This window comes from Comamonas sp. FG99 (assembly GCF_057808605.1).
On record NZ_JBMDII010000004.1, the window covers coordinates 66,921 to 84,474 of the forward strand.

Consider the following 17,554-nt stretch of genomic DNA (forward strand, 5'->3'; position numbering starts at 1 on the left):
CCAGGAGCATCCCGGCATGAGGGTTACTCGTCGAGGGCCTCAAGCACCAGTTGTGCCGTCAACCCACTGCTGTACTGCTGCTGCCCGGTTATCAGGCGGCCATCGCGCACCGCGAACGGCATGTTGGCATCCCTGCAGATGAACTGGGTACAGGCAATAGCCGCAGCCTCGCTCTGGATGGTGTAGTCGTTCAATTCCATGCCGAAGGCTTGGTTGACCGCGGCCTCTTCTTCATCCGTGAATCCCGTCCATTTCTTGCCTTCCGCCAGCAATCGGCCATTGGACAAACGAGTCCAGAGCAAGAGCGAAGCTCCGTGGCAGATCAACGCGACGACCTTGCCCTTCTCGTAGAAATCAGCAACGAGCTTGTGCAGAGCCAAGTCATCCTTGAACGTCAACAGCGGTCCGCCGCCTCCGGCAACCCATACCGCGTCGTAATCGTTCACATCCACGGCATCGATCGCCAGCGTGTCCTGCAGCATCGGAGCGAACCGCGCATGGTGCACGAACCCAAGGCTGATGAGGTCGTCCGCATAGGCTCCGTCGGGTGTACGAGGATCGCTATGGGTGTCATACATGACTTCACCACCTTTGGGCGAGGCGAGATCCACACGATGCCCGGCCTCGGTGAACGCAAGGAATGCCCGCGTCATCTCCTCCGCGAAGAACCCGACCGGAAAGCCCTTGAGATTGGCAGTATTCGAGACGATGGAGAGAATGCGGCGCGGCTCATGCTTCGCTCCCGATCTGGTCTCGATTCGCAGGTCTGATGCCGCCATCCTTGCGTGCTCCTTTCGCATCTCGACTCGGTTACTTTGTCGTATAGCCGCCGTTGATCAGAATCGTCTGGCCGGTGATCCACCAGCCATCGCTGACCAGATGGCGGATGAAGGGCACCACGTCGCCAATGTCAGTCAAGCCGGTCTTGGTATATGGCGACAGCGCGGCCGCAGTCTTGTGGTAGGCCACCGCATCGGCGCCTTCGGCCGGGTAGAAGAATGGCGTATCCATCGGGCCGGGGCCGACCGCGGTCACCGAGATGCCGCGCGCACCGAACTCCTTGGCGGCCGCGCGGGTGAAATGCTCCACCGGCGCCTTGGTGCCCGCATAGGCCGCATAGAACGGCGTGAATGCGCCCAGCAAGGACGTCACCAGCGTGACGATCTTGCCGTTGTCGTTGACGTGCTTGCCGGCTTCCTTGAGAAAGAAGAATGCCGATTTGGAGTTCACCGCGGTCATCTCGTCATACTCGGCCTCGCTGATCTCGGAAAATGGCTTCTTGAGCACCTTGCCCACGGTGTTGATGGCGATGTCCGGCCTGCCGACTGCGGCAATGGCATCGGCGAACAGCTTTTCGACCGCGCCGGCCGTGGTGAGATCCGCCTGGAGCGCCACCGCCTGCGCGCCCGCGGCCTTGACGGCGGCCACCGTCTCGTCGGCCTCGGCCTTGCTGGCCGCGCTGTTGTAGTGGATGGCCACGGCCTTGGCGCCCTGCTGTGCCAGGTCGCGGGCAATGAGGCCGCCCAGGTTCTTGGCGCCGCCAGCGATCAGTACGACCTTGCCTTTGATGGAGTGATCTGCCATGAAGCCTTCCTTCAAGAAACGTTGAAAGCCTGCATGTTAGATTTCTCGCGCCCGGGCATAAACCGCCGATCACTGGATAGACTATCCAGAAAACCGCACCAATAGCACACTTGCATAGCAGCAAGCTTCGATCAGTTGCTTTGCTTGCAGCCCCAGACGCTGTCTGCCGGCCCCTTTTCAAGGCGCTTGTGTGTGGCGCGCGCCATGCAGCCGAAACACAGGGCAGCCACGGCGGCCACAAGCTCTATGCCCAGGGCAGCCCCATGCGCATGCGGGCCCTGGCCCATCATCGACAGGCCCCAGGCAAGCGCGGTGGAGGCTGGAATGGCCAGCGCCAATCCCATGGCCAGCCACAGCAGATCCACGGCGGCCCTGGCACCGCCGCGCGCGAAGGCCCAGGCTACGCATGCCGCAAAGACTGCGTAGTAAGCCCCCACCTGCCATGCCAATACACCTGGCGCCAGCAGGTTCAGCCATCGGCTAGCCGCGATGAGTGCCGATGCGCCGCAGATGCAGCCCAGGCATACGCCGACGGTGGCCGCCGCCATGCAGCGGGTGGACCGGCTTTGGACGGCGGCGCCAGCGCCGCGCTGCAATCTCCGGCGTGATTCGATCCACAGCAGATTGCCCGAATAGAACAGGAAGGCGCCGGCCAGGCCCAGGAAGCAATAGCTCCACCGCACCGGCGCCCCGCCATAGCTGCCGAAGTGCAGCGAAAAGAAACTGTTCACCGCGGCGGTCCAGCCATTGCGCTCACCCGGGAAATAGTAGTTGTTGAGTATCTCACCCGATACCGCGCTCATCAGCACCAAGCCTTCGCTGCGCAGCAGCAGGCCCGGGTCTTCGCCCCGCACCAGCACGCTGGCGGCGCTGTCGCCCGCATGGAAGTAGCTCATCGCGACGGGCTGGAAATGCGCAGACCTCTCATGAATGATCCGCAGCAGCTGCTGCGGCGCCAGCATCTCGGCCGGCCGCCCTGTCGCCTCAGGCGGCACATAGGGGCTGTGCCCCCGAATCAGCCGCATGATCTGGCCGTCGTAGACCACGGCATTCTGGGCATCGTAGAACTCGTCGTGAAGGCCGAACACCACGCCCGAGAGCGCCATCACCAGATGAAAAGGCAGACTGACGATGCCCACCACATTGTGGGCATCGAGCCACATGCGCTTGAGATTCCTGCCCAGGCGCAGCGCCAGGAAGTCCTTGACCAGAGTTGGCAACAGGATGACGATGCCGGAAGCCAGGGCCAGAAAGTACAACCCGCTCACGACACCCATCACCATGCCGCCCAGCTCCCGGCCTGCGGGAAGCCCTCCGGTGCGATGAATTTCATCGATGATCTGCGCCGTCAAACCCGGCGGCTCGCGGCCCGTGACCAAGCCACCGCCGGGCCCCAGCGTGGCGTAGGAGCGCGCGGGATCGGCGCGGGTCTGGCCCCAGAATAAACGCACCTCGCCCGGATCGCCACCGGCCAGCTCCAGCGTGAATTGCCGGGCGGCATCGGGCCGCGACTGCATGGTCTTGGCGATCAGCTGCTGAGCCTTTGCCAGGGGAACGCCCGGCGCAACCTGGGGCTGCAGCGCTGCGCTCCAGCGCGCCAGCGGCTCCTTGAACATCGTGAGGGCGCCCGCATAAAAGGCGATGAACAGCAGTAGGCCGGCGACGATGCCCGTCCAGGTATGGACGCTCTTGTACAGCCGGATGACATCGGAATTGGGAAAAGCCATGGGAACATCACTTCAGGCAAGCCTGTGGCAGGCATGGAGCAAGGCAAATGCCAGCACATTGGCGCCTGCCAGCCAGCACCAGGCGCGCGCGCCAGTGCGAAAGAGAAAGCACAGGCTCAGCACCGCCATCCATACCGGCGCCACCAGCCACATGGTGACCTGGAACTTGTTGGGCGCCGACGGACCGCCCGGTGTGAGAAAGGCGAACACCCCGGACAAGGCAATGCCCAGCCCCAGGCCGAGCACCACCCCGGCCAGCGTCTTGCTGATCCAGTCGCGGCGGATTGCCTGCTTTTTCATCGCCGGGCTGCCCCAAGATGGAAAAGCATCCCTTTTGGAGGGGCAGCGGCTACACGCAGTGAGCAAGCTTGGGGGTTATTTTTCATCGCCGGGCCGCCCAAGATGAAAAGCGCCCCTCTTGGAGGGGCAGCGACCCAACGCAGTGGGGAGCGTGGGGAGCCATTTTTCACTACCGCACCTGTTCCGCAGGCCCGTGCAGCAATGCCGTCAGAAATGGCAGCACGATGAGCGCCGCCATGAAGACGCTGAGAACCGCACATGCCGCCGTGGCGGGATGCAGGCGCATGGACCAGGCGACGCCAGCCGCGAGCAATGCCAAGATCGACCCAGCCAGAGCCGCGGCCGCTGGCCACGGCTGGTGGAGCCAGCGTTGATGGGTCGTGCCCAGATACAGGCAGGCCGCGGCAGCCACGGCCAGGGCGAGTGCGGTGATCGATGCCAGCATGGGGATCGCGATCAGAAGTCAACCGTGAGCGAGGCCGATACCATGCGCGGGGCGCCCAGCGTGCCAATCGGCGTTCCTTCGCGGAACACACCCGAGTAGTAGGCGCGATCCGCCACGTTGGCCACATTCAGCCGCAACATGGCGGGTTTGCCATACAGCCTGGTGGCATAGCGCGCACCGAGGTCGACCACGCCCCAGCCGGGCAGCTTGAGCGTGTGCGCACTGTTCAGCCATTGGCTGGAGCTGCTCTGTACGCGGCCGGTCAGCGTCAACCCCGGCACGGCGGGTACATCCCATTCCACGCCCAGGTTGGTCTGCCACTTTGGGGCGCCCGCCGTGCTGTAGCCGTCAAGCGTGCCGCCCTGGGTCTTGGTCTGGATGCTTTGCGCATAGACCACGCCACCCAGCAATCGCAAGCCGCGGGCAATTTCGCCGAAGCTGTTCCACTCCAGCCCGCGCACGCGCTTTTCGCCGCCGTCGGTGGCATCCAGCCCGCCGCTGCTGTCGGTGAAGGACAGCAGCGTAGGCTGGGTGATCTGGTAGAGCGCAACGGTGTTCGTGAAGCTGCCCGCATTCCACTTGGCGCCCACCTCGGCTTGCTCGGTCTTGAAGGGCGCAAAGGTGTAGTTGCGCACATAGCCGCTGGTGGTGGAGATGCTGCCGCCCTGGCTCAGCCCCTGTACGTAGCTGCCGTACAGCGAGAGAGCGGAGCCCCAAGGCTTGACGACCACGCCCAAGGCGGGCGTGGTGATGCTCTTGTCGTAGGCGACTTCGCCTCCCGTGGTGATGCCATCGGCCGTAGGCACCACCTTGTAGCTCTGATGGCGCAGGCCCAGCGTGAGGCGCAGCTTGTCGTCCAGCATCGACAGGGTGTCCACCACGGCCAGGCTGTCGAAGGTCTTGTCGGACCACTTGAGCGCCGCGTCGGGAAGGTCGGGCATGGCGACAAACACGGCATCGTACATGCTGGCGGCGCCGCTGTTCGAGGTGGCGGCGTAGCCATAATCCATCTTCAGGCGCGAGGCCTGCAGCGTCATCTCGTGGCCGATGCCACCGGTTTGGAAGTTCAAGCGCAGGCCAGCCTCGGTATTGAGGTTGTCCTCATACATGCGCTGGCCGGACAAGGACACGGTACCAGTGCCGGTTGCGGCCATGGGAGTGATCCAGGAGCCGGTGTAAAAGCCTTTGACCTTGCCGTGGCGCACGCCGACGCCCGCGTAGGCGGTCGCGATGTCGTTGAAGCGGTACTCGGCCCTCGCGATCAGGGCCTTGCTTTCCGCCTCCCCGTAGGCCGCCGGGAAAATGCTCACGCTGCCGTCGGGCGCCGGCAGCACGCCAAGGGCGACATTGCGAAAGAGCACGCCCGCGGGCGTGCCGCCATCGAACTTTTCCTTGCTGTAGTAGGTGTCGAGCGAAGCCTTGAAGCCGCCGTTTCGATAGTCCAGGGCGGCGGACAGGAACTGGCGCTGCTTGGACTGGCCATCCAGCGATGTATCGCCATCGGAGAACGAACCGTTCAGGCGCAGGCCCACCGAATTGTCCGGGCCGAAGCGCCGGGCCAGGTCGAATTTGGTGCCGAACTGGCTGTCCGAGAGGTATTCCAGGCTCACACGGGACAGCGGCTCCTCGCCTGCGCGCTTGGGCACCAGGTTGATCGTGCCGCCCAGCGCGCCCGCGGGCGCCATGCCGGTGAACAGCGCGCCGGGGCCGCGCAGCAGCTCTACGCGCTCGAACATCTCTACCGGCGTATGGCTGTAGGGCGTGAGGCCATACATGCCGTCGATGGTCATCTCGTTCTGGTTGACCGTGAAATTGCGCACACGGAAGTTCTCGAACGGGTGGCCGTCCGAGGTGGCAAAGCGCACGCTTGCGTCGTTGCGAAGCACTTCGGCGATGGTTCGCGCGCCCTGGTTTTCGATGGTGTCGGCCGTGTAGCTGGTGACCGTGAACGGAACATCCATCACGTCCGCATTGCCCATCAGGCCCAGGCGCGCGCCCCTGGCCACCTGTCCGCCGGCATAGGCCGGCGGGAGTTCGCTGGGCGAAGCGCTACCCGGGGCGGTCACCGTCACCGCGGGCAGCGTGGCCGCCGGGGCGCTCTGCGCAGGCGCCCTGCCCGGCTTTCGGCGCAGCCGGTATCCACCGCCCGAGCCAGCCACGGCCTCCAGCCCATGGGCATCGAGCAGCGCCGCAAGTGCATCGGGCACGGAGTAGGCCCCATGCAGGCCGCTGCTTTGCAAGCCGGCGGTGAGCGCCGGATCGATCGAGATCATCACGCCGGCAGACTGCCCCAGGCGCCCCAGCACCCCGTCGAGAGAGCCTGCCGGAATATCGTAGTGCCGCCTTCCCTCGGCGGCCGCGACCTGGGCCTGGGCCTGAGGCATGCCCACGGTGCACAGGGCGGCTCCGAGCACGGCGGCCTGAATGGCCCAGGCGATGGGCGCCGGGCGAAAACGCCGGTGCGGCAGAGTGGATGGATACGGTTGCACCTTTGCGCGGTGTGGAGAAGCCATGATCGACGGGGACCTTTCTGCATTCACGGGAACAGGCTGGCGCCGCGCAGCGGTGCGCAGTGCCTCTATTGCCCTTGATGCACGAGATCGGAAAACCTGCCGGCCCGCCGCGAATTTTTTTGGTTGATAGCTCCGCGTGCCGGCGCTTACCGGGGGCCCACGGTCGCCCAGTAGCCCGCGAGATGGCGGACACGTACCGGCAGCGTCTCCTGCAGCAGGCTCAGCACTGCCTCGGGATCGCGCAGGGGAAAAGCGCCGGAGACGCGCAGCCCGGCCACCGCCGGATCGCAACGCAGCCGGCCCCTGCGGTAGCGGTCGAGCTCCGCCACGAAGTCGGCGAGCCGCATGCGCTCCGCCACCAGCATGCCTTGGGTCCACGCGGTATCGGCGGGAGCGAGACTCGCGGCCGGCTCGATGGAGTGGCTGCTGAAACTGGCCTGCCTGCCCGCCGGCAGGCGCAGCTCGCCGCCGCCCAGGCGTGTGCGAATGTCCACCGCGCCCTCGATGACTGCGACACGGGTCATGTCAGGCATGGCACCCTGGGGCTCATGGCGCACGGTGAACCGGGTGCCGACGGGCGCAATGCTGCCGCTAACGGTGACGACGCTGAACGGCCGCGCCATGGCATCGCGTGCCGTCGCGACCATGATGTCGCCGGCGCGCAGCAGGATCTGCCGCTGCTCGGCAGTGAAGCGCACATCGACGGCCGTGCTGGTGCCCAGCACAAGCTCGGTGCCGTCGGCCAGCACCACGCTGCGCAGCTCTCCGACGCCCGTGCTCTGGTCCGCCACCCAGTTGCGCCAGGGCGCCTGCTCGCGGGCGGCCCAGACCCCCAATCCCGTGACCAGCATGCCCGCGGCAGACTTCAGCACGAATCGCCTAGGCTTGCTTACTCCACGCAAGGCGGCCCGCACCAGAGGCGCGGAAACGCCCTCCGTGCCGGCGCGGACATCCTGCACCAAGCCCTGCATGCGCTGCCAGGCACACTCGTTGTCGGGATGGGCCTGGCGCCAGAAAAGGCAGGCCGCTTCGTCGGCCTGGCTAGCCAGGCCCGATTGCAGGTTGGCGCTCCAGATGGCGGCCTGCTCCACGATGCTCGCGTCGATGGCGCGCCCGTCGTCGCGCGGCGTAAACGGGCCGGCAGCCATGGCACAGGGATCAGGAGGCATCAGGCATAAACCACGGCGTAGCAGTGCTGAAATGCCTTGACCATGGACTTCTGCACCACATTGACGGTGATGCCAAGCTCGGCGGCAATCGCGGGATAGGTCTTGCCGTCGAGCTGCGAGAGCAGGAAGATCTCGCGCGTGCGCTCGGGAAGCTCCTCCAGCACACGGCTTACCGCCGCCAGCGCCTCAAGCACCAGCAGGCGGGTTTCCGGCGAAGGCGCGGTGTCTTGCGGCAGATGTGCCAGCGCGTCCAGATAGGCGCGCTCCAAGGCAAGGCGGCGGAAATACTGGGCCGCCAGGCGGCTGGCGACGGTCGTGAGATAGGCGCGCGGCTCGCGCAGAACGGCGCGGTCTTTGGCGGTGAGGATGCGGGCGAAGGTGTCCTGCGCCAGATCGGCGGCATTGTCGGTATCGCCGAGCTTGCGGCGCAGCAAACCGAGCAGCCACCCATGGTGGCAAGAGTACAGCTCATGCATGTCGAGTCCTGCCGTTGTTTCTACTGCTGCCATGGGCCCCACCTGCTATTTCATTGCGCAAACACACAACTGAGAATTATTCGCATTGTATCCAACATCCTGTTTGCGATGGCCATGCTGGCCGGCTTTCATCCTTTCGCTCAGAAATCCATGCTCGCGCTCAGCGCGAAGGCACGCGGCCCCCCCACCGTCAGGTAGCCCGAGCCCGGATAGCCCCCCACCGACGCCCAGTAGTTGCGGTTTGCCACGTTGTCCACGCGCAGGCGCAGTGTCAGCAGCCTGCCCTGCACCTCGGTCAGGTAGCGCACGCCCAGATCCACTCGATTCCAGCCGGCCACGCGCAGGCTGTTGGTGTCGTTGGCGTAGCGGGCACCGGTGTGCACCAGGCGGCCGTCCAGCGCCAAGCCCTGGATGCCCGGCACGTCCCATTCCGCGCCCACAGTGGCCTGAAAGCGCGGCACGCCGATCACGCGCTTGCCGCTGGTGGCGTCGCTGCCGGTGCTCTGCTGCTTGGCGTCCAGCCAGGTAGCACCGCCCAGCAGGCGCAGGCCGCGCTGCGGCTCGCCAAACACATTCAACTCCAGGCCCTGGTGGCGATCCCTGCCCGCCGAGGTGAAGCGGTCGCCGTCGATCAGCGAACGCGGCTTGCTGGTGGAGAAGAAGGCCAGGCCGCCGCCCAGCTTGCCGCCGTCGTACTTGACACCCACTTCCTTTTGCTTGGTCACATAGGGTGCCAGCTGCTCGCCCGCATTGGCGATGACGATGTTGCCGGACTTGGCCGGCGCCGTGTCGCCCTGCGCCAGGCCCTCGATGTAGTTGCCGTACACCGACACTTGGGGGCTGAGCTTGAACACCGCGCCCAGCAACGGACTGGTGCGGCTTTGGTCATAGGCCGTGCGCACACCGCCCGGGCTGGTGAGTACGCCATTGTTCACGACGCGGTAGGTCAGCGAATCGGTCTCTATGGTCTGGCGGCGCACGCCCGCAGTCACCAGCATGCGGCCATCCAGCAGCGACAGGGTATCGCCGAGCGCGAAGCTGCGCAGCCGGGTGCCACGGTTGTAGGCCGGGTTGGACAGGTCGTTGCCCAGATAGGAGAGCGGAGTGATCGCGTAGTAGCTCGGGTTGTAGAGATTGGTGGTCAGCGTATTGCCCAGACTCATGCCGTAGGCGTTGTAGACCTTGAGGTCGAAGACCGAATAGCTGGCCACGATCTCATGGCCCACGCCGCCGGTGTTGAGGCGCGCGCGCACGCCCAGCTCGCCGGTGCTCACGCGGTCCTTGCGTGCGTTGTCGAAGCGGCTGGTGGTGGCCGCGCCGTTGCCGGCCGCTGTCAGCGTGATGTTGGCCAGCGAATTGTTCTCGCTGCTGTGGCGCATGCCATAGGCGGCCCAGGCGGTCACGTTGCTGTTGATGTCCCACTCGCCGCGCAGCGTGCCGAACAGGTCACGCTCGTCGGAATAGGTCCAGGGCTGGGCCCAGTTGGCAGCGGCATCGGGCGCCGCGGGAATCGCGGCCATGCTGGTGTTGGGCGTGACATTGGTGCGCGTGCGCTTGAGGCGGTTGTCCTGCCAGCCGATATCGCCGGACAGGCGTACATCGCGGCTGCGCCAGTCCAGCCCCAGGGACAACAGGTCCAGCCTGGAGCTTTCCTGGTCCACGGCGGTATCGCCGCCGCGGCGCGCGGCATTGAAGCGTATGCCCGTGCTCTGGTCGGGTCCGAAGCGCCGGGCCACGTCGGCGGCCACGAAGGCCTGGCCGCCGCTGGCGATACCCGTCGTCACACGCGTCAGCGGTTCGTTGCCGGCGCGCTTGGGCAGCAGGTTGATGTTGCCGCCCAGGCCTCCGCCATTGGGGCTGGCGCCCATCAGGAACGCCGAGGCGCCGCGCAGCAGCTCGACGCGCTCGAACAGCTCGGTAGCGATGTACTGGCGCGGCAACAGGCTGTACAGGCCGTTGTAGGCCACATCGTCGGAACCCAGGACAAAGCCGCGCACGAAATACGCCTCCTGGAAATTGCCGAAGCCCCGCGCCACCCGCACCGAAGGGTCATTCTGCAGCACATCGCCCACGCTCTTGGCCTGGCGGTCCTGGATCAGCTCGTTGGTATAGCTGGTGATGGAAAACGGCGTCTCCATGTTGTCGCGCGTGCCCAGGATGCCGGCGCGCCCGCCGCGCGCCACCTGCCCGCCCGCGTAGGGCTTGGACAGGCCTTCGGCCGACGCATCGGCGCTGGCCCTGACGGTGACGGTTCCCAGTTCGGGGGCGGCCGGCTCGGAGGACGGATCGGCCTGGGCCCAGGCGGCGCCGGCGGACAAGAGGCTGAAAAGGCAGGCCAGCGCACCAGCGATAGGCGTCAGGAAGTGGTGATGGGAGTTCATTAAAAATAGGAATAAGAATTGTTCCCGTTAATTTATATGAAAAAAGATCACCGTCCTTGAACGCAGCTACTTCGGGACCCGGGCCTTCACCGCATTTGCACGGGCGCTGCAGGTGATATGGCCTGCGGCGTCCATCGGCAGCCAGAGCATCCGCGGTGCGAAGCACCGCGGATTGCAATGCCGGCCGGGAGCGCGCATAGGCAAGCTGCTCCAGCGACGGGCCAACGCCATGCAGGCAAGCCGGTGCGCAGCGCCCCGCCACCATCTCCGTGAAAGCGCCATTGCCGCAACCCACGTCAGCCACTGCCGGATCACAGCCAATCGAGGAACACCTCACCCGCAAGCTGGCTCCAGGTTCCCATGTAGCGCTCGTACCCGGCGGCGACGGCAACGCAGCCTCCATGCCTTTGCAACGGACTCGCCAAATGCGAAAGGCATGGTAGATGCTGCAGCCAGCTTCAAGTCAAAAGGATGCGATGGATATCTCCGAAGTTGCAGGCGCTGGCCGGCTGAAACACAGTCAAGTACAGCAACCCAACTCAATCCGTGTACTGCTCAATCAAGCGTCGCGGTAGGTGCCCTTCGCCTTGGCTGAATGGACGGCGAGCAGATCCATCAGTGCCGGACTCAGGCAGTCATAGGGCACCAGGCCTTTGCTACGCAGCGTCTGGCGCACTTCGTCCATACGGGAGAGAGGCGTGCCGCTCTCGATGATGGACGAGACAAAGGCAGCAAAGCCCGGACCATCCCAGCCAGCGTCCTTGGATAACTCAGTGTGGATGAAGTCCAGGCCGTAGAAGGCATGGTCCTTATTCTCGATCCGGCCATACAGGTGCGCACCACAAGCGACACAGGCGTGGCGCTGGATGGGGGCCTTTTCGTCCACCACCCTCAGCTTCTCGCCATGGGCCTTCACCGAAAGTTTGTCGTGGGGGACCACGCCGACCACCGAGAACAACGCTCCAGTTGGCTTCCAGCACTTGGTGCAGCCGCAGGCGTGGTTGAAGCCGACCTGTGCCTCCACCTTCAGCTCGACCGGGTCAACGTCGCAGAGGCAGCGCAGAGTACCGCCGCCGAAGCCTTTGGCCCCCTTGTTGATGCCTGCATCGACTGTGGGATGAATGAGAGTACCCATGTTCGTCTCCTTGGTTGGGTGGGTTGAATCAGTATGTAGATGAATTGGCCTTCGGACAGTGGCTCCAAGGCCTGCTGAGGGTTGATGCGCCAATGCTCGCCCCAAGGGTACCGAGCGCCTAGATATCCAAAACAAGCCTAGCCGATTTCGCTCTGGAGCAACAAGGCAGGAACCGGTCATTGGCCGCCTGCTCCGCGGCCGTCAGGAATACATCTCGATGGTCTGGCTCACCATCCAGTACACGTGTGAGGCATGTACCGCAGACCCCTTGTTCACATGACGATTCGATATGCACACCTTGTACAGCCAAAGCAGCCAACACCGTTTGGTCTGAGCCCACACGAATGACTCGGCCCGAACTTGCCAATTGCACCTCGAACGCTCCACCCTCCCCCTCTTGGAGCGGCGCAGCACTGAAGTACTCTTGATGCAGTTGGACTTCCGGCCAGCCATTCTTTCTGGCGCTGGCCAGCACCGCATCCATGAAGCCATGAGGGCCGCATGCATATAAATGATCGTCAGTACCGACCGCAGCCAAAAGCGCACCTAGTCCGGACCTGGCAGAAGATGGTCCATCAAAGTGGAACTGGACCTGGCCGGAAAACCTGGAGGCTCTGATACGGTCACAGAATGCAGCCCGCTCTGCGGAGCGAGCGAAGTAATGCAGCGTAAAGGGCCGCGCCATCTGCGACAGTCTTTCCGCCATGCACAGCATAGGCGTAATCCCTATCCCCCCCGCGAAGAGCAGGCTGTGCCCACGTGCATTTGCCAAGGGAAAATGGTTCTTGGGCTTGCTGATGGATAGCTGGTCGCCTACGTTGACCTTTTCATGCATCGCACGCGAGCCACCTCGCCCCCCCTCCACGTCCAGCACCGCAATCTGATAGCGATGGGACTCGCTCGGATCGTTGCACAGCGAATACTGGCGGGTGATTCCGCCCGGAATCGCTACATCCACATGGGCCCCCGCGTCGAAGGCCGGAAGTGGCCGCCCGTCGACGCTGACAAGCTCGAAGGAGGCGATGCCGAGCCCGACTTTTTCCTTGCGCACAACCTGAACGCGCAGACTCTCAGTTACCTGGCTCATATGATCATCCATGCTGCACTTCGGGCAACGCATCGCGCAGCATCGTCGTACTCGCCTGCCGGGTACGAATCTCATCCAGCACCCGACGGTATCGGACTATGCCCCCATCCACGGCCAGTAGGACCGGTCGAACCTGATCTTCGCTGGCTCTATCCAATATGCGTTGCTGAGCCACGATCATGGGCTCGTCCTCAGTCGTGAATGCCTTTCTGCGAAGGACTTTGAGGTCCTCCATGATTTTCAGGTGCACATCGTCGGGGAACGGCATCGGATTCTGCCGAACGGCAGCAAAGTGGTACACCGTCTTGCGCTCATTCACAGGCGTCAAGAGATGCAGCCCAAAAATTCCCGTACCGGCATTTCGTGGAGCCCCAACGTCAGTGACACCGGAGTTGTTGAGCAAGCAGGAGGGAGCCATCCACGTAATGGAGGCCCAGTGGTCCACCGGACTTCCATTCCGGCGAAACATCATGTCGAAAAGGCCTGGAGGCCTCACATTGGGCATCCAGCGCGACACAGTCACGAGCTCGCCCTCTTGCGTGACCGAGATATCGGCGGCAACAGTGCTATCGTTGCCCAACACGCCACCATGAAGAAATGCAACATGCGACAGATCAAGCAGATTGTCGATAACTAACTGGTAGTTGGCATCCATGTCCAGCACATCGCGGTAGGTGACGTCCCTGGGATCAGCACGATCAATGACAGACAGGTCGGGGATCAAGTCCGGGTCCGCGGGCAGGTCGCCAGGCCACATCCAAATCAAGCTATGGCGCTCCACCACTGGATAGGAACGCACTCGCAGAGCAGGAGGAATGACACCTTTGCCATGCGGATTGAGTACACAAGCGCCTGTCGCATCGAACTGCAGGCCGTGGTAGCCGCATTGAAGATTTCCATTGGGACACACCAGCCCCCTATGCAGGGGCGCCGACTTGTGCGGACAACGATCATCCAGAGCCACCAGCGTGCCATCCGGTTTCCGATAGAGAACCACGCTGCGACCTGCAATCTCTCGCTGCTCGATCTTGCCCTGCTCAAGAGACTCGGCCCACATGGCAACGTACCAGGCATTGGTGATGAAGCTACTCATTGAAAACTCCCCTTTCATCATGAGACAACGTGCGCTTGCCGACCCGCCTGCCCATGCTGCGACTCGGCTTGCAGCCGGATGGACAGCAACCTGCGAAACTGGATGAGTCCCACGTCGGCGGCAATCGCTACCATCGCACCAGGCTCCCCTTCCCCAAGGCGCTTCGCTTGTGCTTCGATCATCACCCTGTCCTCTTCGAATGCAGCTACGACATCTTCGAAGATCTTCTCGGTGATTTCCTGATCGTCGAGCGCAAAGTTGCGCGGCACCGCATAGAAGTAATGTGAACTGGTGGCACTTTCGGGAGTAACCGCCTGGCAACTGCGAAACTCCAAAGCGTCTTGGTAGCGCCCCTCAGGTGCGCCAGTTCCCGTTGCTTGAACGCCGGAATGCATGATGAGCACGCCGGGGACCAGAAAATCGTAGAAGTGCCAACGGTCGACCCGGCCGGCAAAGCTGGCAACCCGGGCATGGAAAGGCGCAGGTACATCATCCAGCAGCCAGCGCTCGACCCGCACCCCGTCGGATTGCGGCTTCACGACGGGCTTGCTTCTGGCGATGTTCTCGGTTCCGCCAAGTGTGGTCGGATGAACATAGGCAATGTGCGAAAAATCAAGCAAGTTATCGCAAATCAAGAGATGCGGCGCATGGTAGTGGTAGTAGCCGGGCTTGTATGTCCATTCAGGACTCTCCAGCGACCACGTGTCTGGAATGGTATCGATCACGGCCTCATCCGGCGCCCCCATCCAAATCCAGATCCAGCGATTGCGCTCAACCACACGGTAGCTGCGCACGCACATACTGGGCGGAATACGGTCCTGCCCCGGGATCTCCACACAACTGCCGTCAGCATCGAACTTCACACCGTGGTACATGCAGCGCAGCTGCCCATCCTCGACTCTGCCCAAGGACAGTGGGGCTGCCCGGTGACTACAGCGATCAGCAAGAGCCACCACTTTCCCCCCTGCGCTGCGAAAGAAGCAAATGGGCTCGCCAAGGATAGTGCGGCCAAATGGCTTGTCACCGATCTCATGCGACCAGGCCGCAACATACCAGCAATTCCTAACGAACATATTCAGCATTTAGTGGTCTCCAGTGCCAAGGTACTTTTCTTCAAGACGCTTGTCGTGCATCAACCGATCCGCAGCCCCCTCCAGCACGACAGCTCCCAGTTCCATTACATAGGCGTACTCTGAAATTGCAAGTGCAGCGCGGGCGTTCTGCTCCACCAGCAAGATGGAAAGCCCAGTGGCGCTCAGCTCCTGCAGGGTTCGCAAAACGTCACGCACGATCAGAGGGGCCAGTCCCAGGCTTGGCTCGTCGAGCAATAGCACCTCGGGCTTTCCCAGTAGTGCCCGTCCCAAGGCCAGCATCTGCCGCTCGCCGCCGGAGAGAGTGTCTGCCGTTTGCGAGAGCCGCTCGCCTAGACGAGGAAATCGCAGGCAAATCGCATGGATCTCCTGCTCGATTTGCTTGTCGGAAATGGGCCTGGCATAGGCACCAAGCCGCAAGTTGTCGTGCACGGACATGGTCCCGAACAAATCCCTGGCCTCCGGAACCAGGCACATGCCAGCCCTGACCCGGGCTTCGGTCGTCAGGCCATCGACGCGCGTGCCGCCGAGCACAACGCGCCCCTTTGCTGGGATGAGGCCCATGACCCCGTTAAGCAGCGAACTCTTGCCAGCGCCATTGGCTCCAATGATGCTCGTGATACCTCCAGGGCGCATCTGCAAGCTGATGCCGCGTACGGCAGCAACGTTCCCATAAGAAACCTCGAAGTTCTCTATCCGAAGGCTTGTGCTCATGCCGCCACTCCCAGATAGGCTTCCTGCACCAACCTATTGGACTGCACTTCGCGCGGCTCGCCCACAGCGATGGGCTCGCCGAAGTTGATAACAACCAACCTGTCCGCCAGCCTCATGACGAAGTCCATATCGTGCTCCACGATCAGGACCGACATTCCTTCAGCCCGCAATTGGCTGAGGACTCTTGCCAATGCATCCTTCTCATGCTTGCGCAGGCCCGCGGCCGGCTCATCGAGCATGAGCAAATGCGGATCGCTCGCCAACGCCCGAGCAACCTCGACCAGTCGCTGCTGGCCAAGGGCCAGCACTCCGGCTGGCCGCATAGCCTCCTCTCCCAGGCCGACACGGTCCAGCTGGCGTTTGGCTTCGGTCAACAGCGAAGCTTCGCTCTGCCTGTCCAGCCGGAGCATTGCGGCTAGCATCCCGCTATTGCTTCTCAAGTGAGCGCCCAGTGCAACATTCTCAAGCACGCTCATTCCGAGATTCAATTGAACATGCTGGAAGGTCCTGGCGATTCCCAGAGCAGCAATCCGCGCAGGTGCCAGGTGCTGGATCTCCTTGCCTGCGTACGTTACCTTGCCTGCCGTGAGCGGAAGAACGCCGCTGACCAGATTGAACAAAGTGCTTTTTCCCGCCCCGTTCGGCCCGAGAAGCCCCACGATCTCACGCGAACGAACATCGAACGAGACATCTTTGACAGCAACCAGGCCGCCAAAGACCTTACGTACACGCTGCACCTGCAAAAGCGCTCCGCAACACGGGGGCGCGGCTCTCAATGGCAGCTTCCCAGCGCCATCCGGGAGCGCTGCCCTGCGCCCCATCGGAAGCAGCCTGGCGAACCATCCTGCAATGCCTTTAGTGCTCACCTGCAGCAACACGATCACGATCACGCCGAAGGCAATGGGCTGCGCGCTGGCGCCCACGGACAATAGCTGCGGCAGCACATCCTGCAACCAAATCTCCAGGGCCGTCAAAACGCCTGCGCCGAACACCGCCCCGACGAGGGCACTGGCACCGCCAACCACCGCCATAAATAGGTACTCGATGCTCGCATTCAGCGAAAACGGCGACGGATTGACGAATCGCACCATGTGCGCAAACAACCAGCCGGAAACTGCGGCGAGGAATGCAGAGACAACGAAGATTGCAATGCGATATGTGGTGAGTTGCACCCCGAAGGCTGCGGCCGCCATGGGCGCTGCATTCAGCATCCGTATCGACCGACCCGGCCGCGAATCCAGCAACCGCCTCAACGCGATGAATGCCAGCCCCAGCGCCCCCCAGCACAGGTAGTAGTACTCGCTTGGATCCGTGATTGCATGACCGGCCAAGCTGATGGGGGGAATGCCGGTCAACCCCGTGTGGCCACCAAGTGCATCGATATTGCCAAACAGGTGATAGAGCGCAAGACCCCATGCCATCGTGCCCAACGGCAAGAAATGGCCAGAAAGGCGCAGGGTCAGCAAGCCAATCAAGATGGCGGAGATCGCGGTGATCGCCAAGGCCACGACCAGAGTCATCCAAGGCGACATGCCTGCTTTGGTGCTCAGGTATCCCGTCGCATAGGCACCTATTCCCACAAACGCAGCCTGGCCGAACGATGTCATGCCACCGATGCCGGTCAGCAGTACGCAACCCAGAGCCACCAGTGCGGCAAGGGCCACATAGTTGAGCATGGTGACGTGAAAGTCAGAGAACACCCATGGCGCAGACACCAGTACCATGCCTGCAATGCCCCACATCAACCAGGCATGCACGGGCCGCTGCCCGGGCGCATCAGCCACCACGTCGAAGTCTCCGGCATCGTGGTGGCTGCCATGCTTGAGCGAAAGCCACATC

General features: G+C 63.2%; 15 protein-coding genes. All 15 read right to left on the reverse strand.

Annotated elements, in window-relative coordinates; genetic code table 11:
• Positions 1 to 23: 23 nt before the first annotated feature.
• The 15 genes from ACODRX_RS04065 to ACODRX_RS04135 all read right to left on the reverse strand — a co-directional run bounded on the left by ACODRX_RS04065 (position 24) and on the right by ACODRX_RS04135 (position 17,457).
• A complete protein-coding gene (locus ACODRX_RS04065; protein WP_488869763.1) occupies positions 24 to 779 on the reverse strand; it encodes a type 1 glutamine amidotransferase domain-containing protein in 756 nt (251 codons plus the stop codon).
• Positions 780 to 810: 31 nt separating this feature from the next.
• Positions 811 to 1,584, reverse strand: coding sequence for an SDR family oxidoreductase (locus ACODRX_RS04070; protein ID WP_488869764.1), 774 nt, complete (start codon positions 1,582 to 1,584; stop codon positions 811 to 813).
• 131 nt (positions 1,585 to 1,715) lie between these two features.
• On the reverse strand, positions 1,716 to 3,311 hold the full coding sequence (locus ACODRX_RS04075) for a PepSY-associated TM helix domain-containing protein (protein ID WP_488869765.1): 1,596 nt from the start codon (positions 3,309 to 3,311) through the stop codon (positions 1,716 to 1,718).
• A gap of 12 nt (positions 3,312 to 3,323) precedes the next feature.
• Positions 3,324 to 3,611: a hypothetical protein gene (locus ACODRX_RS04080; RefSeq protein ID WP_488869766.1), complete on the reverse strand. Its 288-nt coding sequence runs from the start codon at positions 3,609 to 3,611 to the stop codon at positions 3,324 to 3,326.
• A gap of 169 nt (positions 3,612 to 3,780) precedes the next feature.
• Positions 3,781 to 4,056: a hypothetical protein gene (locus tag ACODRX_RS04085; protein ID WP_488869767.1), complete on the reverse strand. Its 276-nt coding sequence runs from the start codon at positions 4,054 to 4,056 to the stop codon at positions 3,781 to 3,783.
• Positions 4,057 to 4,067: 11 nt separating this feature from the next.
• Positions 4,068 to 6,470: a TonB-dependent siderophore receptor gene (locus tag ACODRX_RS04090; RefSeq protein ID WP_488869768.1), complete on the reverse strand. Its 2,403-nt coding sequence runs from the start codon at positions 6,468 to 6,470 to the stop codon at positions 4,068 to 4,070.
• 245 nt (positions 6,471 to 6,715) lie between these two features.
• Complete coding sequence (locus ACODRX_RS04095; RefSeq protein ID WP_488869769.1) at positions 6,716 to 7,738, reverse strand: FecR domain-containing protein; 1,023 nt, start codon at positions 7,736 to 7,738, stop codon at positions 6,716 to 6,718.
• Positions 7,738 to 8,214: a sigma-70 family RNA polymerase sigma factor gene (locus ACODRX_RS04100; RefSeq protein ID WP_488869770.1), complete on the reverse strand. Its 477-nt coding sequence runs from the start codon at positions 8,212 to 8,214 to the stop codon at positions 7,738 to 7,740. The genes ACODRX_RS04095 and ACODRX_RS04100 overlap by 1 nt, the downstream gene beginning before the upstream one ends.
• 140 nt (positions 8,215 to 8,354) lie before the next feature.
• Entirely contained in the window at positions 8,355 to 10,595 is a 2,241-nt protein-coding gene (locus ACODRX_RS04105; RefSeq protein ID WP_488869771.1) for a TonB-dependent receptor, read from the reverse strand.
• Between the two features lie 559 nt (positions 10,596 to 11,154).
• Positions 11,155 to 11,730, reverse strand: coding sequence for an S-(hydroxymethyl)glutathione synthase (gene gfa, locus ACODRX_RS04110; RefSeq protein ID WP_488869772.1), 576 nt, complete (start codon positions 11,728 to 11,730; stop codon positions 11,155 to 11,157).
• A gap of 118 nt (positions 11,731 to 11,848) precedes the next feature.
• Entirely contained in the window at positions 11,849 to 12,829 is a 981-nt protein-coding gene (locus ACODRX_RS04115; RefSeq protein WP_488869773.1) for a PDR/VanB family oxidoreductase, read from the reverse strand.
• The gene (locus ACODRX_RS04120) at positions 12,822 to 13,910 is read right to left on the reverse strand and encodes an aromatic ring-hydroxylating dioxygenase subunit alpha (RefSeq protein ID WP_488869774.1); all 1,089 of its coding nucleotides are present in this window, start codon (positions 13,908 to 13,910) and stop codon (positions 12,822 to 12,824) included. The genes ACODRX_RS04115 and ACODRX_RS04120 overlap by 8 nt, the downstream gene beginning before the upstream one ends.
• A 17-nt stretch (positions 13,911 to 13,927) precedes the next feature.
• Entirely contained in the window at positions 13,928 to 14,992 is a 1,065-nt protein-coding gene (locus ACODRX_RS04125) for an aromatic ring-hydroxylating dioxygenase subunit alpha (RefSeq protein ID WP_488869775.1), read from the reverse strand.
• Positions 14,993 to 15,715 (reverse strand): ABC transporter ATP-binding protein, encoded by a 723-nt coding sequence (locus tag ACODRX_RS04130; RefSeq protein WP_488869776.1) that lies wholly within the window; start codon positions 15,713 to 15,715, stop codon positions 14,993 to 14,995.
• Positions 15,712 to 17,457, reverse strand: a complete 1,746-nt coding sequence (locus tag ACODRX_RS04135; protein ID WP_488869838.1) for a branched-chain amino acid ABC transporter ATP-binding protein/permease — start codon at positions 17,455 to 17,457, stop codon at positions 15,712 to 15,714. Before ACODRX_RS04135 ends, ACODRX_RS04130 begins: the two co-directional genes overlap by 4 nt.
• Positions 17,458 to 17,554: the final 97 nt, after the last annotated feature.